The sequence below is a fragment of the Pseudoclavibacter chungangensis genome (genome assembly GCF_013410545.1).
Taxonomy (GTDB): Bacteria; Actinomycetota; Actinomycetes; order Actinomycetales; family Microbacteriaceae; genus Pseudoclavibacter; species Pseudoclavibacter chungangensis.
Genome location: NZ_JACCFV010000001.1, coordinates 1564561 through 1582750, shown reverse-complemented (window position 1 = coordinate 1582750; position 18190 = coordinate 1564561). Strand labels below are relative to the sequence as shown.

Annotated in this window: 16 protein-coding genes; 7 read left to right on the top strand and 9 right to left on the bottom strand. The window is 69.9% G+C overall.

Going from position 1 to position 18190, the window contains the following annotated elements:
* Positions 1-103: 103 nt before the first annotated feature.
* The 5 genes from HNR16_RS07135 to pxpA are packed head-to-tail and all read right to left on the bottom strand — an operon-like array spanning position 104 to position 4363.
* Complete coding sequence (locus HNR16_RS07135) at positions 104-1069, bottom strand: 5-oxoprolinase subunit C family protein (RefSeq protein ID WP_158040240.1); 966 nt, start codon at positions 1067-1069, stop codon at positions 104-106.
* Positions 1059-1952, bottom strand: coding sequence for a 5-oxoprolinase subunit B family protein (locus HNR16_RS07130; RefSeq protein WP_158040241.1), 894 nt, complete (start codon positions 1950-1952; stop codon positions 1059-1061). Before HNR16_RS07130 ends, HNR16_RS07135 begins: the two co-directional genes overlap by 11 nt.
* Positions 1949-3304 carry an acetyl-CoA carboxylase biotin carboxylase subunit gene (locus HNR16_RS07125; protein ID WP_158040242.1) on the bottom strand — a complete coding sequence of 452 codons (1356 nt, stop codon included), beginning with the start codon at positions 3302-3304 and terminating at the stop codon, positions 1949-1951. The genes HNR16_RS07130 and HNR16_RS07125 overlap by 4 nt, the downstream gene beginning before the upstream one ends.
* A 27-nt stretch (positions 3305-3331) precedes the next feature.
* The gene (locus HNR16_RS07120) at positions 3332-3574 is read right to left on the bottom strand and encodes an acetyl-CoA carboxylase (protein ID WP_158040243.1); all 243 of its coding nucleotides are present in this window, start codon (positions 3572-3574) and stop codon (positions 3332-3334) included.
* Positions 3575-3616: 42 nt separating this feature from the next.
* A complete protein-coding gene (gene pxpA / locus HNR16_RS07115; protein WP_158040244.1) occupies positions 3617-4363 on the bottom strand; it encodes a 5-oxoprolinase subunit PxpA in 747 nt (248 codons plus the stop codon).
* Positions 4364-4456: 93 nt separating this feature from the next.
* Between pxpA and HNR16_RS07110 the strand changes: the two genes are divergently transcribed.
* Complete coding sequence (locus HNR16_RS07110) at positions 4457-5923, top strand: PucR family transcriptional regulator (RefSeq protein WP_179558147.1); 1467 nt, start codon at positions 4457-4459, stop codon at positions 5921-5923.
* 74 nt (positions 5924-5997) lie between these two features.
* On the opposite strand, the gene HNR16_RS07105 is transcribed toward HNR16_RS07110, so the two are convergent.
* From HNR16_RS07105 to HNR16_RS07095, 3 genes are all read right to left on the bottom strand, one after another.
* On the bottom strand, positions 5998-7386 hold the full coding sequence (locus HNR16_RS07105) for a purine-cytosine permease family protein (RefSeq protein WP_158040246.1): 1389 nt from the start codon (positions 7384-7386) through the stop codon (positions 5998-6000).
* A gap of 442 nt (positions 7387-7828) precedes the next feature.
* Positions 7829-9808 carry a hydantoinase B/oxoprolinase family protein gene (locus HNR16_RS07100; RefSeq protein ID WP_158040247.1) on the bottom strand — a complete coding sequence of 660 codons (1980 nt, stop codon included), beginning with the start codon at positions 9806-9808 and terminating at the stop codon, positions 7829-7831.
* Positions 9805-11847, bottom strand: a complete 2043-nt coding sequence (locus HNR16_RS07095) for a hydantoinase/oxoprolinase family protein (RefSeq protein WP_158040248.1) — start codon at positions 11845-11847, stop codon at positions 9805-9807. Before HNR16_RS07095 ends, HNR16_RS07100 begins: the two co-directional genes overlap by 4 nt.
* Before the next feature lie 253 nt (positions 11848-12100).
* On the opposite strand from HNR16_RS07095, the gene HNR16_RS07090 reads away from it, so the two are divergent.
* The 3 genes from HNR16_RS07090 (at position 12101) to HNR16_RS07080 (ending at position 15371) form a co-directional block, all read left to right on the top strand.
* On the top strand, positions 12101-13357 hold the full coding sequence (locus HNR16_RS07090) for a PucR family transcriptional regulator (protein WP_158040249.1): 1257 nt from the start codon (positions 12101-12103) through the stop codon (positions 13355-13357).
* Positions 13354-13632: a cupin domain-containing protein gene (locus HNR16_RS07085; protein WP_179558146.1), complete on the top strand. Its 279-nt coding sequence runs from the start codon at positions 13354-13356 to the stop codon at positions 13630-13632. The genes HNR16_RS07090 and HNR16_RS07085 overlap by 4 nt, the downstream gene beginning before the upstream one ends.
* Positions 13633-14174: 542 nt before the next feature.
* The gene (locus tag HNR16_RS07080) at positions 14175-15371 is read left to right on the top strand and encodes an aminotransferase class I/II-fold pyridoxal phosphate-dependent enzyme (protein WP_158040250.1); all 1197 of its coding nucleotides are present in this window, start codon (positions 14175-14177) and stop codon (positions 15369-15371) included.
* 128 nt (positions 15372-15499) lie between these two features.
* Here HNR16_RS07080 and HNR16_RS07075 read toward each other — a convergent pair whose 3' ends face one another.
* Positions 15500-16117: a TetR/AcrR family transcriptional regulator gene (locus tag HNR16_RS07075; protein ID WP_225737824.1), complete on the bottom strand. Its 618-nt coding sequence runs from the start codon at positions 16115-16117 to the stop codon at positions 15500-15502.
* Positions 16118-16218: 101 nt separating this feature from the next.
* Between HNR16_RS07075 and HNR16_RS07070 the strand changes: the two genes are divergently transcribed.
* Genes HNR16_RS07070 through HNR16_RS07060 form a run of 3 tightly spaced genes read left to right on the top strand, consistent with a single transcriptional unit; the run spans position 16219 to position 18175 of the window.
* Complete coding sequence (locus tag HNR16_RS07070) at positions 16219-16833, top strand: biotin transporter BioY (protein ID WP_158040251.1); 615 nt, start codon at positions 16219-16221, stop codon at positions 16831-16833.
* The gene (locus HNR16_RS07065) at positions 16830-17555 is read left to right on the top strand and encodes an energy-coupling factor ABC transporter ATP-binding protein (protein WP_225737825.1); all 726 of its coding nucleotides are present in this window, start codon (positions 16830-16832) and stop codon (positions 17553-17555) included. The genes HNR16_RS07070 and HNR16_RS07065 overlap by 4 nt, the downstream gene beginning before the upstream one ends.
* Positions 17552-18175, top strand: coding sequence for a CbiQ family ECF transporter T component (locus HNR16_RS07060; protein ID WP_158040252.1), 624 nt, complete (start codon positions 17552-17554; stop codon positions 18173-18175). The genes HNR16_RS07065 and HNR16_RS07060 overlap by 4 nt, the downstream gene beginning before the upstream one ends.
* Positions 18176-18190 lie beyond the last annotated feature (15 nt).

Here is an 18190-nt window from a genome sequence, read left to right as displayed (position 1 = left end):
CAGGGCAGTCGGGGCCCGAAAACGGGACGACGGGGCCCTCGCCACCCAGCAGCAGGTGACGAGGGCTCCGTCGTTGGATCAGACGCGCGGTCCGGGCGGGACGCTATGCCCAGAGGCGGGCGAATCGCGCGCGGTTCTCGGCGCGTGCCTCGAGCGTCTCGGCCATGTCGACCGGGACGAAGCGGACCTTCGTCCCCGGCGACATACGGGCGAACAGGTCCATGTCGGCGCTGATGACGGTGCCGGCCTGGCCGTAGCCGCCGCCCGACACGGCGTCGCAGTGCAACACGATCGGCTGCGTGCCGCCGGGGATCTGGATCGACCCCACGGCGTAGCCCGCATCGGTGATGTTGGAGGGGTCCTGTCCCGCACCGAACGGCTGCTCCTCCTCCTTCCACTTCACGCCCGGGCCGTCGAACCGCAGGCCCATGCGGTCCGCGATCGGCGTGAGCGTCCACTGGGCACCCACGAGGTTGGCGAGCCCCTCCTCGGTCACCTTGTGGTCGTAGAGGCCCAGCATGATGCGCACGTCGACCTCGCGCGAGTACTCGGGGAGCCACGACTCCGGGATCTCGTCCAGGCGCTCCGGCGTGCTGGGCCCACCGGTGCCGACGGGGACGACGTCGCCCTCCTGGAGCGCGCGGCCCTGGAAGCCACCGAGCTTGCCGATCGGGTAGGTCGTGCGCGAGCCGAGGACCTCCGGCACGTCGATGCCGCCCTGCACGGCGATGTAGAACTTCGCGCCGGCCCGGATGACGCCGAACGAGAGTTCGTCACCCGCGGACAGCTCGATGCGGGCGTTCGCGGCTCGCGGCTCACCGTTCACGAGCACGTCCACGGGCGAACCCGTCACGGCGACGACGGCGTCGGCGTCCGTGCGGATCTTCGGCCCGAGGTACGTGCACTCGAGCACGGCGTCCTCGATGCTGTTCCCGACGAGCCGGTTGCCGAGTGCGGCGGCGTACTGGTCCATGGCGCCCCCCTGGGGGATGCCGAACCGGTAGTAGCCGAATCGTCCGCGGTCCTGCACCGTGGTCGCGAGCCCGGGCGAGAGAATCTCAAGCGACATCGAGGGCCTCCAGGAGTGTGCGGTTGTATTCGTCGGGGTCGGCGAGCGCCTCGTCGAGCGAGAACGTGACGGGCGTCTGCTTGTACCGGTAGGTGCCGGCCTCGACCTGCGCCTGGATCTCCCGGTACTCGGCCTCGTCGATCGGTCGGTACTTCACGATGTCGCCCGTCCGGAACAGCACCATGAAGTCGTCGAAGTCGGCGAGCTTCTGCTCCGGATCGAAGATCGGGCTCGGCGTGATGCCGAGCATCTGGTACCCGCCGGCACCGCGCACCGAGTAGTGCGCCGTGAAGCAACCGCCGTAGCCGAGGGTCAGCGGCGGCGTGTCCGTGCGCGGGCTCAGGTACTTCGGTACCTCGAGCTGCCGCTCGCGGGGTGTCAGCTGGAACAGGAACGGCAGGCCCGCGACGAACCCGACCATCGAGACGAGCCACGGCGTCTCGTGGTGGCGGCGGATGAACTCGTCCGCCGACGACAGCCCGTTGACCTCGGCCGCGTAGTCGAGGTCCGAGCCTTCCGGACGCTGGTGGAATCCTTCGCGGAACCGCTGTGCGGTCTCGTTCGTGTACGGGTCGTCGTACCAGACGGGCACCTCGATGATGCGCGTCTCGAGCCCCTTGACCGTGGCCCGGCGGGCCTCGGCCTCGATCTCGCGTGCGGCCGACTCGAGCGTCTCGTGCCCGAGTTCGTCCGGGTCGAACCGGATGAGCAGCGAGGCGTTCGCCGGGCAGATGTCGATGATGCCCGGCAGCCCGCGCTCCTCGAGCCCGAGGGCCATCGCGTTCGAGATGAAGTTCGCCTCGAGCGACATGTCGGGGGCGATCTCGACGAGCAGGAACTCGTCCCCACCCCAGCTGTAGCGTGCGTGATCCGGTAGCGTCATGATTCCTCCCCGAGCAAGCCCGGAACGGACTCGATGTAGGTCGTGTAGTGCTCGGCGTTCGCGAAGTCCTCGAGGTCGACGAGGCGCCGGGCGAGTGGGACGGTCGTCTTGATCCCCGTGATCTTCGTCTCGCCGAGGACGCGGGACGCGCGGGCGCGCGCCTGGTCGCGGTCCGCGGCCCACACGATGACCTTGCCGAGCAGCGAGTCGTAGTACGGAACAACGACCTGGCCGACCGAGAACCCGAAGTCGGCACGCACCCCGGGGCCGCCCGACAGCTCGAGGGACTCGATCTTGCCGGGGCTCGGCATGAAGCGGTTGTCGGGATCCTCCGCGTTGATGCGGAACTCGAACGCGTGACCCTCGAAGGTGACGTCGTCCTGCGTGTACCCTAGCTTCTCCCCCGCCGCGATGCGCAGCTGCTCGCGCACGAGGTCGATGCCCGTGATCGCCTCGCTGATGGGGTGCTCGACCTGGAGGCGCGTGTTCATCTCGATGAACGCGACCTCGCCGCGGGACGGGTCGTAGAGGAACTCGACCGTCCCGGCGCCGACGTAGTTCGACTGCCGCGCGAGCTCGACCGACGTCTCCCGCATGGCCCGACGCACGTCGTCCGGGAGCCCGGGGGCCGGTGCCTCCTCGACGACCTTCTGCTGTCGCCGCTGCATCGAGCAGTCGCGATCGCCCAGGTGGACGCACGTCTCGCCGTCACTGAGCACCTGCACCTCGACGTGCCTCGCGCGCGTGACGAACCGCTCGAAGTAGACGGCGTTCGAACCGAACGCGGCGAGCGCCTCGGCCTGCGCGACCTCCACGGTGCCGCGCACGTCCTCGCGGGATTCGATGCGCCGGATGCCCCGGCCGCCGCCACCGGCGGAGGCCTTGACGACGAGCGGGTAGCCGATCTCGTCGGCGATGGCCTCGATGTCGGCCGAGGTGTCGAGCGCACCCTCCGTGCCGGCCAGTACGGGCACACCCGCGGCGATGGCCGCCTGGCGGGCACGCGACTTGTTGCCCATGAGTTCGATGGACTCGGGGTTCGGGCCCACCCAGATGAGTCCCTCACGCTGCACGCGCTCGGCGAACTCGGCGTTCTCGGACAGGAAGCCGTAGCCCGGGTGCACGGCATCGGCGCCGCTCGTCCGCGCGGCGTCGATGACGGCGTCCTGGTTGAGGTAGCTGCGCCCCGCGGGCGCCGGGCCGATCACGACCGTCTCATCGGCGAGACGCTCCGCGTTCGAGCCACGATCTGCTTCGCTCACGACCGCGACGGTCGCGATGCCCATCTCCTTCGCGGTGCGGATGATCCGGACCGCGATCTCGCCACGATTGGCGATCAACAGTTTCTTCACGTCTGCGCTCCTTCGATGCGGATCGGGCTACGCCTCGGCGATGACGGCGATGACGTCGCCGGGCCCGACCATGCCGTTGTCCTCGACCTCGAACGACGACACGACGCCGGCGGTGTCGGAGCGGACCTCCGTGAACTGCTTCATGATCTCGATCACGCCGATCGTCTGTCCTGCCTCGACCGTGTCACCGACCTCGACGAACGGGTCCTTGTCGGGCGCGGGACGCCGGTAGAAGATGCCGGGGATCGGCGCGATGATCTGTGCACTCATAGTTGTTCTTCGCTCTCTTCGGGAGTAATCGGAGACATTGGGTCAGTGGGTCCGGTGTTCGACGACGACCGCGCGGACGGCGTCGGTGACGTCCACGGCGTTCGCGGCGTCCGAGTGGACGCAGATGCTGTCGAATTCGATCGTGAGGGGGGTGCCGTCGACGGCGGCGATCGTCCCCTCGGTCAGTGCCCGACGCGTGCGCTCGGCGGCCGCGGCGGGATCGGTGGCGTGCGGTTGGCGCAGGATGATGAGCTTGCCGTCGGCGTCGTAATCGAGGTCGACGTACAGTTCGCCGACGAACTCGACGCCCTCACGCTCCGCGACGCGCTGGTGTGCCGTGCCCGCCAGGCCGAAGACGGGGACGCCGTAGTCCTTCGCGACACGGGCCGCGCCGAGCATGAGCTCCTCGTCGCGGGCCAGCATGCCGTAGAGCGAACCGTGTGGCTTGATGTGGTTGAGCGGCAGGTCGTACTTGTGCAGGAATCCGACGAGCGCGCCGACCTGGTAGCGGACGAGGTTCTCGACCTCGGCGGGCGTGAGCTTCATCTCCCGGCGGCCGAAACCGACGAGGTCCGGCAGACCCGGGTGGGCGCCGACGCGCACCCCGTTCTCCTTCGCGAGGACGACGGTGGCCTCGATGGTGTCGGGATCGCCCGAGTGGAATCCGCAGGCGACGTTCGCGACATCGATCAGGGCCATGAGGGCCGGGTCGTTGCCGAACGTGTGCAGGCCGAGCGCCTCGCCGGTATCGGAGTTGACGGTGACGCCGTCACGACGTTGTGCGTTCATGGCGTCAAAGGTACGCGGGCGTGTCGGCGAGCGTTATCATGCAATCGCAAGAATATTTCTGCACTGATTGTGCAACCGCAAGGGAGGTTCGATGTGCGTGTCGTCGACCTGCTGACGGACCCCTCGCTCGAGCTCCGCCTCGAGACGCCCTCTGGTCAGCGACGCCTCGAGCAGCCGGTGGTTCGCTGCGCTCCCGTGGAACACCTCGACCCGACGCCGTACCTCGACCCCGACGTGCTGCTCCTCACGTCGGGCATCGGCATGAACTTCACCGAGCAGACGATCTGGGACGGCTACGTGGAGCGCCTCGCGCGCGTGCCCGTCTCGGCGGTCGCGTTCGCGCTCGGTCCCGCGCATCGCGTGCTGCCCGCCGGGCTCGTGCGGGCGTGTGCCGCGAACGACGTGCCGCTGCTCGAGGTGCCGACGACGGTTCCGCTGCACAAGATCGACAAGTTCGTCGAGGACTGCCTGCAGGCCGAGCAGCTCGAACAGTTCGACGTGGGCTGGAAGCTCGCCGACGAGTGCGCCCGGCTCGCGAGTCAGGGGGCCGAGATCACGACGCTCCTCGCGACGATCTACGAGACGATCAAGCAACCCGTCGCGGTCTACGATGCCTTCGACTCCCTCATCTCGCAGTACCCGGAGACGGTGACGTGGCGGACCGGCTCGGCACGCACGGCCTCGCCCGAGGTCCTCAACGTGCCGCTCCCGATGGGACTCCGCAACCCGTGCCAGCTCGCAGTGCGTCTGTTGCACTCGACGCGGGAGATCGAGCGCATGCTGGCCCCCGTCTCGTCGATCCTCGCGCTGCAGCTGAACAGGTCGGTCACGGTCGATGCGAGCAGCCGGCAGGACATGCTGCGCTTCGTGAACCACTGCGTCGGCTGGTCGGACTTCACGCGCAGCGACGTCGCGCACGCGTTCCAGGAACTCGGGCTCAGTCGCCGCACCGAGACCTCCCTCACGGTGGCGAGCATGGGTGGTGAGCACGCGGCCAACGCGTGGAAACTGCGCGTCGCGCTGCACGAGGCGTTCCACGACGTCCGGGTCGCCGAGCTCGACGACGACTTCATCGCGCTCGCACAATTGCCGCGTGAGAGCTTCGAGGCGGCCGCCCGTCAATTGCTCCAGCTCGATCCGCAGCTTCCGCTCGTGTACCGGGGTCCGACGCGAACGATCGACGAGCTGCGGATCTCGATGGTGCACGCCCTGGATCTCGTGCGCCATGCGGAGGGGCCGATCATCGCGCCGCCGCTCGGCCTTGGTGCGGTCGTCGCCGCCGCGGCGGGCCGCGGGGCCCGCGAGTCCGCCGAGGCGTTCCTCGCGCCGCTCGTCGAGCACGACGAGACGAGGGCGACGGAGCTCATGCCGACGCTCCGCACCTGGTTGCGGAACGACACGGCACCGTCGCGGACGTGCGAGGAGCTGTTCATCCACCGGAACTCGCTGAGCTACCGGCTTCGGCGGATCGAGGAGATCCTCGGGCTCTCGCTCGACACGCTCGACGGCAAGGCGACCTGTCTCATGGCGCTGCGACTCGTGGAGCTCGAACCGTACTAGCCGTCGCCGACGACGCGACGGGCGCGGCACAACCGATCGGATCGGTGGTGCCGCGCCCGTCGTGGGTGGCGGCCCTACTCGTTGACCACCCGGATGAGGCCCGTGCGGCTCGACGGGTTCGTCCGCCAGAGGATCGCGTAGACGGCCGCGGAGAGCACGACGGTCAGGATCGGTCCCCACGTCGCGCCGACGCCCGCGAGGTCGGGGTTGATCGTGCCGAACTGGAGGAACACGAGGCCCACCACGGTGCCCACGATCCACGCGATGAGGCCGTTCGAGTTGAACGCCCGGTAGTGGTGGTCGCCGATCGCGGCGTGCTCCTCGCGACGCCGCTTGGAGAGGACGATGTGCGTCACGGCGATCGACACCCACGCGGTCACGAGCACACCCTGGTAGGCGAGCGCGATGAGGAGGTACTGCACGATCGGCAGCAGCATGAGCAGGTAGACGATGACCGCGGTGATGATGAGCCACACGACGCTCGGCAGCTTGATCCGCAGCCGCTCACCGAACGCCTGCAGGTTCGCCGCCCCGAGGTAGTAGTTGGCCGTGTTGATGCGGGTCTGGGACACCCAGATGACGAGGAGTCCGAGGACGCCCATCATCGAGACCATGCCGCCGGCGAGCCCCGTCTCGGAGACCTCGACGCCCGGGATCGTGAACGTGAGGAAGATGCCCACGAAGGCCGCGAAGCCGTACGCGAGGGCGTAGAAGAGCCACCCGAAGGTGATGTTCTGGTGGAATGTGATGTCCTTGCGCTTGCCGAGTGCGGCGTAGTCCATCGTGTACATCATCATGATCCAGATGCCCATGTAGCCGGCGAACGTCGCGAGCCAGCCGGGGCCGCCCATCGCGAACGGCACGGGACCGACGTCGTGGGTGATCCACGTGTCGCTGAAGCCGTACACGACACCCGCCCACACGACGGCGGCGACGAGGCCGAAGAAGTAGATCGGCATGAGCCAGCCGTTGAGCTTGTCGATGAAGCGGCGCGCGCCGCCGAACACGAGCGGCGTGGAGTAGAGGACGACGACGAGACTCCACATCCACATCTCACCGCCGAACATGGCCATGAACGCGTAGGCGATGATGGAGCCCTCGAAGACCGCGTAGTAGATCGCGACGAGGGCGAAGATGATCGTCGCGATCGTGGATCCCGTCGTCCCGAGGATGGTCCGGGAGAACTGCGCGACGGTCGTGCGGTTGTTGATCGCGTACTTCGAGAGCACGGCGTTGATGAGCCAGTACGAGACGATCGCGAGGACGAGGCCGATGAGTGCGTCGACCGTGCCGTACGCGACGGCCATGGCCGCGCCGATGTAGACGAAGAAGAACGCGCTCGCGACGCCGTACCACGCCATGGAGAGCGATCCGCGACCCATCTGGTCGTCGTCGTTGCCCTCCCGGGCCATGGCATCGGTCGCCTCGACGTCGTCGTTGCTCCCTGTGAGATTCAAGCTCACGATGGTTACCTCCGTGGGTGTGCGTGGAAGCCGGCGCCGAGGACTCAGGACGTACGACGGTGCACATCCGGAGAAGGGGCGTCAGCGGGGGAAGTCCGCGATCGGCCAGGACCGTCGCGGCGTCAGGAAGGGGTGCGACGGACGAAGAGGACGTCCGTCATCGGATTTCATTGTTGTGTGTCGAATCGCGGGGTCATACTGTGCATCGGCTGGAACATTCCGGGCGGAGTTCTGTCGCTTGCACAATCGGGCCGTCCTCGCCGTTGAGGTCGGCACGATCGATTCGCGATGGGGTGGCCGTCGGTGCCGTGTCACCGTTCGGCCGTGACGCCGATGCGGCACGCCGCCGCGACGTCACGGAGATCGCACCTCCCGCCGGCGGCCGCGGGTGTCCCGACGGCCGCCGGCTCCGGTCCGTCCCTCGGGACGGACCGGAGCGCGATCAGTGCCAGTGCCGCGCCGAGCGCCGTTCGAGGAGCTCCCGGTACTGCGCGGTGGAGTTGGGGAACAGCTCGCCCGATCCCCAGTCGAGGATCACGCCGTGCCGCCGGATGACGTCGAGCATGCCGAGCTCCCCCGAGCGGTACCGCTCCGCGATCGCCTCGGGCGACTCGTCGAGCCACCCGCGTCGTGCCGCGCGGATGTGGTCGCGTGCGCTCGCGGTCGCGTCCTCGTCGAGCACGATGTCGTCGAGCTCACGATCGCGCACGATCACGACGACCCCGTAGTCGGCCTCGGCGCGCTCGACGGAGACGTAGCCGTCGATGACGTCCTCGAGCACGGCGTCCGGGTCGCGTTCGAGCGGGTCACCGAATCCGCCGCCGCCCGCCGACGGGCGGACGAAGCTGTCGCCGGGCTCGATCGGGACGGACGAGAAGTTCGACCCGAGGAACCGCTCCTCGGGCGTGCCGCGATTGAGCCATACCCCGTGCGGGATCGAGGGGAGACCGCCCTCGATGCCCCACGTGATCGACCGGGCACGGTCGCAGCAGTAGCTCATGACGGTGGCCTCGGCGTCCGTGAGCATGCCGCCCTTCTCGATGCCGCAGCCGCCGCGGAACCGGCCGGGGCCACCCGAGTCGACCGCGATCTGGTGCACCGAGGTCAGAACGGGCGACAGGCGCTCCTGTCCCTCGAGGGGCTGCACGGCGAGGCCCGGACCGAAAACGGGCGCGGTCGCGCCGGAGCCGTCCTTCGTCGCGCGCCCACCCCAGCCGCCGGCCATCCAGTCGTACCACATGAAGTACGGCTTGCCGTCGTCCCGGGCATCCCGCCCGCCGACGAGCAGGTACTCGAGGTTGAACGCACAGGCCATGGCGCGCTCGGGCATGATCTGCGACCAGATCTCGAAGATCGCGTTCATGATCTTCTCGTATGGGCCGGAGCAGAATCCGGTCACCGCGTGGGGCCACCCCGCGTTCACGACCGTCCCCTCGGGGCCGATGTCCGCCGTGACGGCGGCGTAGAAGCCCGAGTTCAACGGCACCTCGGGGAAGAAGGTCTTCGTCCCCGCGTAGATCGCCGAGAACGTCGTGCCGTAGCCCGAGTTGAGGAAGGTCTCGACGGCCTCGGCCGAGCCGTTGAGGTCGTAGTGGATGCCCGAGCCGTCGAGCGTCAGCTTGATGCGGATCGGCACGAGCCCCTCCCCCTTGCCGGGGTCGAGGTCGATGTAGTCGGCCGTCTCCCACGTGCCCTTCGGAAGGCCCTCGAGGCGGCGGAGCACGGTTCGTTCGACGTAGTCCTGCGTCTCGGTCATCGCGGCCGTGACGGTGTCCGTCCCGTACCGGTGGACGAGTCGCAGCACCTCCCGCTCGCAGACCGCGGTCGCCTCCGACTGGGCGTGCAGATCACCCATCGCCTGCTCGGGGGCGCGGGTGTTCGACACGAGCAACTGCGCGACGTCGTGCAAGAACACGCCCTTCGACCAGATGCGGACGGGTGTGATGCGCAGCCCCTCACCGAAGTGGTCGACCGCGTTGACGTAGAACGAGCCCGGCACGACACCGCCGATGTCCGCCCAGTGACCCTTGTTCTGGGAGAACGCGATGATGCGTCCGTCCGCGAAGATCGGGCGGATGAACGACACGTCGTTGAAGTGCGTCCCACCGCGGTACGGGTCGTTGATCGCGAAGACGTCGCCCGGGTGGATGTCGTCGCCGAACTGCTCGATGACGGCCTTGCACTGGAAGTGCAGCGTGCCGACGTGGACCGCGATGTCTCCCGAGCCCTGCATGACCGTGTTGCCCTCGGCGTCGCACAGGGCCGACGAGAAGTCGCGCGAGTAGATGACGAACGAGTAGCAGGTGCGCAGGATCTGCTCGCTCATGAGGTCGACGCTCGTCGCGAAGGCGTTCTTCAGCACCTCGAACGTGACGGGATCGAGCCTGTCGGTGCGTGTGGCGTCGGATTCTGTGATGGTCATCGCTGGTCCTCCCCGAGGTGGATGCGGATGTTGAGCCACTCGTCGATCTCGGCGAGCGTGCCGGGCGGGACGACGGTGGTGGAGTCGAGCTGGTTGATGATGGCCGGGCCGTCGAGGCGCGTGCCGGCGGGCAGCAGGTCGCGGTCGTACACGGGGGTCGCCACCCAGCCGGTGTCGCCGAAGTAGACGTCGCGCGTCTCGACGGGATCCGGTGCCCGACGAGCCGTGCGCTGCTTCGGCGTGAAGACGGGCTTCGGTGTCGTCCCGACCGCCGTGAGCTGGAGCTGGTAGATCTCGACGGGCGTCGCGTCGTTGCGGTACGCGAACTCCCGCTCGTGCTGGGAGTGGAACGACTCGACGGCCTGCTCGAGCGAGCCCGGCCCGGATCCGATCGGTACCGACAGCGAGCGCCACTGGCCGCGGTAGCGCATCGACACCTGTCGCTGCAGCACGGCGTTCTCCTCCGCGACACCCTCGTGCCGGAGCCGCGCGGACGCCTCGGTCTCGAGGGCCGTGAACGCCTCCTCGAGCTCGTCGGGGTCGGTCTGCGAGGCGAGCCCCGTGAACATCTGCGAGAGGTCATGCCGGATGTCGACGAGCAGACACCCCATGGCCGAGGTGACGCCGGGGTTCGGCGGCACGACGACGGTCGGGATCCCGAGTTCGCGCGCGACGTCCGCGCCGTGCAGCGCGCCGGCGCCACCGAACGCGAGCAGGGCGAAGTCGCGCGGGTCGTATCCGCGGCGGATCGACACGAGCCGCACCGCGTCCGCCATGTTCGCGTTCGCGACCTGCACGATCGCGTGCGCCGCCTCCGCGAGTTCGAGGCCGAGCGGCTTCGCGATGACCTCGGTGACGGCCGCCGCCGCGCGCGCGGCGTCGAGCTGCTTCGCGCCGCCCGCGAGCGAGGTGCCGAGTCGACCGAGCACGACGTTCGCGTCGGTGTTCGTCGGCTGCGTGCCGCCCGTGTCGTAACACGCGGGCCCGGGGTCGGCGCCCGCCGATTGCGGACCGTTGCGGAGGGAGCCCGCGATGTCGATGTGAGCGAGCGAGCCGCCGCCCGCCCCGATCGTGAGCACCTCGATCGACGGGAAGATGATCGGGTGGCCGTACTCGACCTGCCACTCCTTCGTGACGCGCAGTTCGCCGTCCGCGACGAGCGCGATGTCCGTCGAGGTGCCGCCCATGTCGAGGCTCACGGCGTTCGGGTAGCCGCACTGTTGCGCGATGTGCTTCGCCGAGATGGCTCCCGCGGCGATGCCCGACGCGGCGAGGCGCACGGGGTACTTCTCCACCGTCCGGGGGGTCATCGATCCGCCACCGGAGTGGAGCAGCAGCAGGTCGCCGTCGTAACCGCCCTCGTGCAGCCGCTCCCCCAGCCTGCTCACGTACCCCGACACGAGCGGGGCGAGCACCGCGTTCGACACGGCCGTGTTGAAGCGCTCGTACTCGAAGATCTCGGGCAGGATCTCGGTCGAGGTCGTGATGGACGCGTCCGGGATCTCCTCCTCGAGGATCTCGCGCATGCGCAGCTCGTGCGCCGGATTCGCGAACGAGTTGATGAAGCACACCGCGATCGTGCGGGTGCCGCGCTTGCGGATGAGCGCCGCGAGACGCCGCGCGGCGTCCTCGTCGAGCGGCGTCACGATGCGCCCGGCGTAGTCGATGCGCTCGGGCACCTCGAAACGGTCGCGTCGGCGGATGTACGGGCCGGACACGTCGTTGTACGCGTCCCAGAGATCGTCCTTCGTGCCGTCACGGATCTCGATCACGTCGCGGAATCCCTCCGTCGTGACGAGCGCGGCGGCCGGGAACTGTCGGGTGATGAGCGCGTTCGTCGCGACGGTCGTCCCGTGCGAGAACAGGGTGACGTCGCGCAGGTCGATCTCCCCGCGCTCGACGCCGTTCATGACCGCGACCATGGGGTCGCTCGGTGTCGACGGCACCTTGGTGACACGCATGTCCTTGGTGTCGTCGTCGAAAATACAGACATCGGTGAAAGTGCCGCCCACATCGACGGCGACTCGGAGTTGAGACATCGAGATCCTTTCGGTTCATCGTCGGACCAGTTGTCGGGCGTCGTTGCCGGACCGCAGGTGTGCACCATGGTGCGGGTCGTCGATGCCGACGGTCACTGGAGCACGTCAAACATCGTCGGCGTTCGCTTGGAGAATCCCACATCCCCCCGGAACGGCGGGCGAGGCGGCGCCGGACGGACGGGCGGGACGGGAGTCGCGTGATCGGGCAGGGTAGTCTCCAGGAATGTTCCTCCCCCGCCCGATCCGGTGACGCATGACCGTCGAACACGGGCGCACGAGCGGGCGGGACGCGACAGGACGCGACGCAGCTCCCGCCGCGCTCGACGTCACGAGGCGTCTGCTCGACGCCATGACGGCTCCTGAACCGCTCGGTCGGATCGTCGCCGAACTCGCGACACTCGTCGAGGGGTCCGCGATCCTCTACGACGGTGACGGCGAGTCGACGGCGTCCTCGGGCCCTGCCGCCGCGCACCTCATCTGGGACGAGATCGTCCGCACGGGGGCGGACGATGCCGAGCTGCAGGTGGGTCGGTGGTTCGTGCGGGTCAAGCGCGTGCGGGCGATCGACGACGGCTGGTGGCTCGCGCTCGCCTCGAAGGACGTCGATCTCGCCTGGTCGTCGGACACGGTCGTCGACGCGGCGGAACGGGTGCTCGCGGCACTCGGCGGGGTGAGCCGCAGCCTCGAGGAGCAGCACCGTCGCGAGACGGAACGGCTGCTGTCGACGATCGAGGACGGCGTCCCCGCGTCACGCGAGCACCGCTCGTGGCAGCGGCTCGTGCTGCACGGCTTCGACGCGTTCACGCCCGTCATGGCGGTCGTCGCGTCGGTGCCCGTCGACTCGACGGGAACGATCGGTGGCGAGGCGCGCCTGTCGCGCATCATCGACGCGTCGCACGGGCAGGGCATCCCGCGCCTCGTCGCCCGGCGCCGCATGGGCTACGACTCCCCCACGGTCGTCGCGCTCGTCCCGGCCGCGCAGATCTCGGAGCGGTGGCTGCGCCAGATCGGCAAGCAGCTCGACGTCGGTGTCTCGGCACCGTTCGGACGCCTCGGCGACGCTCCCCGCGCGTTCCGTGACGCCGAGACGGCGCTCGAGATCGCCGCGACACGCGGCCGTGCCGCCCGGGGCATCGATGCCGAGGTGGCGCCCGTGACGATCCGCTTCGACCGGATGACGTTCGCCACGTGGCTCCTCGCGCACGCGGACGGCACGGGCGCGCGTGGGCTGCGCCGCAAGCTCCTCGATCCGATCGACGAGGCCGATCTGCACGAGACGCTCGTGACCTACCTGGCGTGCGACCAGCACGTCGGCGAGACGGCGGCCGCGCTCTTCGTGCACGCGAACACGGTGCGCTATCGTCTCGCGAAACTGGCGGAGGTGACGGGTCGGCCCGTGGAGTCGGCGGGGTTCGTCGCCGATGCGTACCTCGCGCTCGAACACGAGATCATCGGTCGGCGCCTCGCGCGGCGGAGCGCCGACCCGAACACCGAGGGAGGTCGCCGATGAGCGACGGACGTGTCCACATCGAGTCGGATCGCACACGGGTGACGACGTGGACGATCGAGCCGGGCGGTGCGATCCCCGAGCACCTCCACGAGTACGACTACGTCGTCGTCCCGCTCGTCGACGGGGCGATGACGGTCGTGCAGTCGGACGGGACGGTGCTCGAGACGGCGCTCCGGGTGGGTGTCCCCTACGACCGTCCAGCGGGTGCCCGCCACCGCGTCGAGAACCGCACGACCGAGACGGTCGCGTTCACCGAGGTGGAACTCCTCCCCTGACGCCCCCGCCGCCCCTCCCGAGCGGCCGTGCCTCCGTCCCGAGCCGCCGCGTCCCCCCCCCCCCCCCCCCCCGAGTGGCCGCGCCTCCCGAGCGGCCGCGCCTGCCTCCCGCACTCACACTCCCGAATCAAGCCGGGTTGTTGCTACCGGGCCCGGGGCCGGGTAGCAACAACCCGGCTTTTTGCCGTCGTCGGAGTCGGCTGGCCGCCCGATTCCGGAGCTGCATCCGCTCCGCCAGATCGTGAGTACCTGCGCGACGTCGCTCAGCTGGCGGGTCCGGTTCGCTCTCGCTCGAGTGCCGGGTCGGCGCGGGATCGTTCGGTTGGCGGGTCCAGTGCGGTCTCGCTCGGCCGGCGGGTCCTGCCGCCGGTTCGGCTGAGCACGTCTTTCGCCCTGGCACGCCGTCGGTCAGGGAGTGGAGCCCGATGTCGCTCACAGAAAGCCGGGTTGTTGCTACCGGGCCGCGGGCCCGGTAGCAACAACCCGGCTTTATTTCGTGGGGCGGGGCGGGGTAGGGCGGTGGGGTGTTCTAGCCTCGGGGCATGACGAGTATCGACGGGCCGTGGCGCCGGACGGCGCAGGGAGCGGGTCTTCTCGGCGACGACGGGGCCGTCCAGGCCACCGTGTTCGCCACCATGAGTGCACTCGCGACCTCGACTGGTGCGCTCAACCTCGGCCAGGGCTTCCCCGACGAGCCCGGGCCGCGAGAAGTCCTCGACGCCGCGGCCGCCGCGATCCTCGCGGGCGACAACCAGTACCCACCGGGACGCGGCACCGCGCCACTGCGCACCGCGATCGCCGACCATCAGGCGCACTGGTACGGGCTCGACGTCGACCCCGACACCGAGGTGCTCGTCACGGTCGGCGCGACCGAGGCCCTCGCGGCGACGATCCTCGCGCTGTGCGGTCCCGGCGACGAGGTCGTCGTCCTCGAGCCCGCCTACGACGCCTACGGTGCACTCGTCGCGCTCGCGGGTGCCACCCTCGTCCCCGTTCCGCTGCGGGCACCGACGTTCGCGCTCGACCACGACGCACTGCGCGCGGCCGTCACGGACCGTACACGCATCCTGCTCGTGAACGATCCGCACAATCCGACGGGCGCACGCCTCACGCCTCGGGACCGCGAGCTCGTCGTCGACCTCGCGACGCGGCACGACGCGCTCATCGTGACCGACGAGGTGTACGAGCACCTCGTGTTCGACGGTCCGCACGTCCCGATCGCGACACTGCCCGGCGCAGCGGAACGCACCGTCACGATCTCCTCGGGCGGCAAGACGTTCAGCACGACGGGCTGGAAGATCGGATGGCTGACGGCACCGGCACCCCTCGTGACCGCGATCCAGAGCGTCAAGCAGTTCCTCAGCTACGTCGGCGGCGCGCCGTTCCAGCCCGCGACGGCCATCGGACTCGCGCTGCCCGACGCCCGGTTCGCGGAGATCGCCGGCACGCTCGCACGGAAACGCGATCCGCTGTGCGACGGACTCGACCGGGTCGGTTTCGTGGTGTCGAGGCCCGCCGCGGGGTACTTCGCGATCGCGGACGCCCGGCCCCTCGGGGTCACCGATACCGAGGCGTTCTGTCGGGAACTGCCCGAACGCGTCGGCGTCGCCGCGATCCCGGTGACCGCGTTCGTCGCGCCCGAGCGACACGCGATGGTCGTGGGACTCGTCAGATTCGCCTTCTGCAAGCGGGACGAGGTGCTGCACGAGGCCGTGGAGCGGCTCGCGCTCCTGACCTGACCCCGCGCGGCCGCACCGGCGAACGATCGGAACCTCGTTCCGTCGCCCGGCGCACGGGCGGTTGGCCGGAGCGGACGAACGGGCGGACGGGCGGTATCCCGACCACCGGCACGGCCGATCGGCGAACGTCAGTCCGTTCCGACGTCGTGCTCGTCCGCCCCGAGGCCTCGGACGAGGGCCCGCAGCCCCAGCTCGAACGCCGCCTCGTCGGCCGGGGCGACGGCGTCCGCCGCGTCCGCGTCCGCCATGTCGACACCGAGCGCTCGTGCCTGTGCGCGCTGCTGTTCGACCGCGGTGTGGCCGAGCACGAAGTGCACGAGCGCCGCACCCGCCCGTCTCGCGGCGTCCGGCTCGAAACCGCGGCGGGCGAACACGGTGCGCAGTCGCAGTGCCGCCGCTCCCCCGCCGAGGCCGAGCGCGAGCGCCGAGGCGACGAGCTCGGCGCCATCGGTCACGGCGAGGAGTCGTGTGCGAAGGGCGCGTGCCTCGGTGAGCGCGGCGACTCGCCAATCGTCCTCGAGGCGATCGTCGTCGTCGGCCACGATCACGTCCGCGACCGCGGCGAGCAGGGACTGCTTGTTCGGGAAGTGCCAGTAGAGCGCCGAGGCCTGGACACCGAGTGAGGCGGCGATGTTGCGCATCGACAGTTCGGAGAGTCCGCGCTCGTCGAGGATCTCGAGCGTCGCCCGGACGAGGTCGTTCCTCGACCGTCGTGGGGTGCGTCGCTCGTCGGGATCGACGCTCACGCTTCGGCTGCCATCATGTCGCCTCCGATCGTATAACCTGAACACCGTTCTGGTGAACACCGTTCAGGAGTGTTCACCCCGTTCCATCGGAAGGCGTCGACATGGCCACTCCCTCCCGTCTCGAGCTCGGCGATCTCGCGCGTATCGCGATCTTCGCCGCGCTCATCGCCGTTCTCGGGCTCGTCAGCATCGGCGGCGGCGTGCCCATCACGGGACAGACGCTCGGCGTCATGCTCGCGGGAGCCGTGCTCGGCCCCTGGCGTGGCCTGGCATCGGTCGCGACGCTCCTCACCCTCGTCGCGGTCGGCCTCCCGCTCCTCGCCGGCGGTCGCGGTGGGCTCGGCGTGTTCGTGGGCCCCTCGGCCGGCTACCTCGCCGGCTGGCTCGTCGGCGTCGTCGTGATCGGTTACATCGTCCGCGCGGGAGCGGCCCGGCCGAATTGGTGGCGCACGCTCCTCGGCAGCATCGTCGGCGGCATCCTCGTGATCTACGCGTTCGGCGTCCCCGTGCAGGCACTGGTCATGGGCCTCTCGCTCGGCGAGGCCGCGGTCGGCTCGCTCGTGTTCCTGCCCGGCGACCTCATCAAGGTCGTCCTCACGACCGTCATCGTGCTCGCACTCTGGAAGGCGTATCCGCGCGCCTTCCGCTGGAACACGACGGCCTCCTCCGGCCGCACCCCGGATCCGGTCACGACCGGGTCCGCATCCGGTTCGTGAGTCCGCGTCGGGGCGCCCTCGCCGGGCCCGTCGAGGGCGCGCCCGTCATCGACTACGAGGGCGTCGACGTCGACCTCGACGGCGTCCCCGTCCTGCGGGACGTCGGGTTCCGCAGCGACGCCCGGCGCATCGCCGTCGTCGGTGCGAACGGCTCGGGCAAGTCGACGTTCGTCCGGACGCTCAACGGACTCGTGCGGCCGAGCGCGGGGCGCGCCCGCGTCCTCGGTCTCGATCCGGTCGCGGACGGTGCGGCCGTTCGTCGCCACGTCGGCTTCGTGTTCAGCAACCCGGACGTGCAGCTCATCCTCCCGACCGTCGGCGAGGACCTGGCGCTCTCGCTGCGCGGCCAGGGGCTGTCGAAGGCCGAGATCGCCGAGCGCGTCGAACGGGCGCTCGAGGACATCGGGCTCGCCGGCCGTCGGGACGAGTCGGCCTACGCGCTCTCGGGCGGGCAGAAGCAATTGCTCGCCCTCGCGGGCGTCCTCATCAGGCGACCGGGGCTCGTCGTGGCCGACGAACCGACCGCGTTCCTCGACGCCGCGAACGCGCGCCGCATCGCCGATCGCCTGCTCGAGCAGGACGAGCGCGCCGTCGTGATCGTGACGCACGATCCGGCACTCGCGCGCCGCTGCGACGTCGCGATCCGCTTCGACGGCGGTCGGCTCGTCGACGAGGGAGAGCCCGGGCGCGTCGTCGCCGACTACCTGGCCGCCCTGCCGTGATCCCGCTCCACCGTCCCGGGACGAGCGCCCTGCACCGTGCCCCCGCGGGGGTCAAGCTCGCCGCACTCGCCGTCCTCGCGGTCGGCTCCTCGGTGCTGCCGTGGGCCCCGTGGCCGACGGTCGTCGCGGGCGTCGTCGCGATCGTCGGCTACCTCGTGGCGGGCCTCGGCATCGGGGGGCTCGTCGAACAGGTGCTCGCGGCGAGGTGGGTCATCGTGCTCCTCGTCGGCACGCAGATGCTCTTCCTCCCCCTCGCGACCGCCCTGACGGGGACCGCGCGCGTGCTCGTCGTGCTGCTCCTCGCGGCGCTCGTCACCTGCACGACCTCCACGGGCGAGATGCTCGAGGTCGTGGACCGCGTGCTCGGGCCCTTCCGACGATTCGGCGTCGACCCGGTGCGGGTCGGCCTCGTCCTCGCGCTCACGATCGCGACGATCCCCGTCCTCCAGGGCTTCGCGGCCCAGATCAGGGAGGCGCAGCGCGCCCGCGGCGTGCGCGTCCCGCCCGTCCGACTCGTCGTCCCGCTGCTCGTGCTCTCGCTCAAGCACGCCGACGACGTCGGCGACGCACTCGCGGCGCGCGGACTCGGGGATCCGGACTCCACGGACGAGACGGCATGAGGCCGGTTCGTGCGC

What these genes read in the sequence shown, in the direction of transcription:
- HNR16_RS07135 (WP_158040240.1), bottom strand. Translation starts at nt 1,069, where the DNA reads ATGTCGCTTGAGATTCTCTCGCCCGGGCTCGCGACCACGGTGCAGGAC.
- HNR16_RS07130 (WP_158040241.1), bottom strand. Translation starts at nt 1,952, where the DNA reads ATGACGCTACCGGATCACGCACGCTACAGCTGGGGTGGGGACGAGTTC.
- HNR16_RS07120 (WP_158040243.1), bottom strand. Translation starts at nt 3,574, where the DNA reads ATGAGTGCACAGATCATCGCGCCGATCCCCGGCATCTTCTACCGGCGT.
- pxpA (WP_158040244.1), bottom strand. Translation starts at nt 4,363, where the DNA reads ATGAACGCACAACGTCGTGACGGCGTCACCGTCAACTCCGATACCGGC.
- HNR16_RS07100 (WP_158040247.1), bottom strand. Translation starts at nt 9,808, where the DNA reads ATGACCATCACAGAATCCGACGCCACACGCACCGACAGGCTCGATCCC.
- HNR16_RS07095 (WP_158040248.1), bottom strand. Translation starts at nt 11,847, where the DNA reads ATGTCTCAACTCCGAGTCGCCGTCGATGTGGGCGGCACTTTCACCGAT.
- HNR16_RS07090 (WP_158040249.1), top strand. Translation starts at nt 12,101, where the DNA reads ATGACCGTCGAACACGGGCGCACGAGCGGGCGGGACGCGACAGGACGC.
- HNR16_RS07085 (WP_179558146.1), top strand. Translation starts at nt 13,354, where the DNA reads ATGAGCGACGGACGTGTCCACATCGAGTCGGATCGCACACGGGTGACG.
- HNR16_RS07080 (WP_158040250.1), top strand. Translation starts at nt 14,175, where the DNA reads ATGACGAGTATCGACGGGCCGTGGCGCCGGACGGCGCAGGGAGCGGGT.
- HNR16_RS07070 (WP_158040251.1), top strand. Translation starts at nt 16,219, where the DNA reads ATGGCCACTCCCTCCCGTCTCGAGCTCGGCGATCTCGCGCGTATCGCG.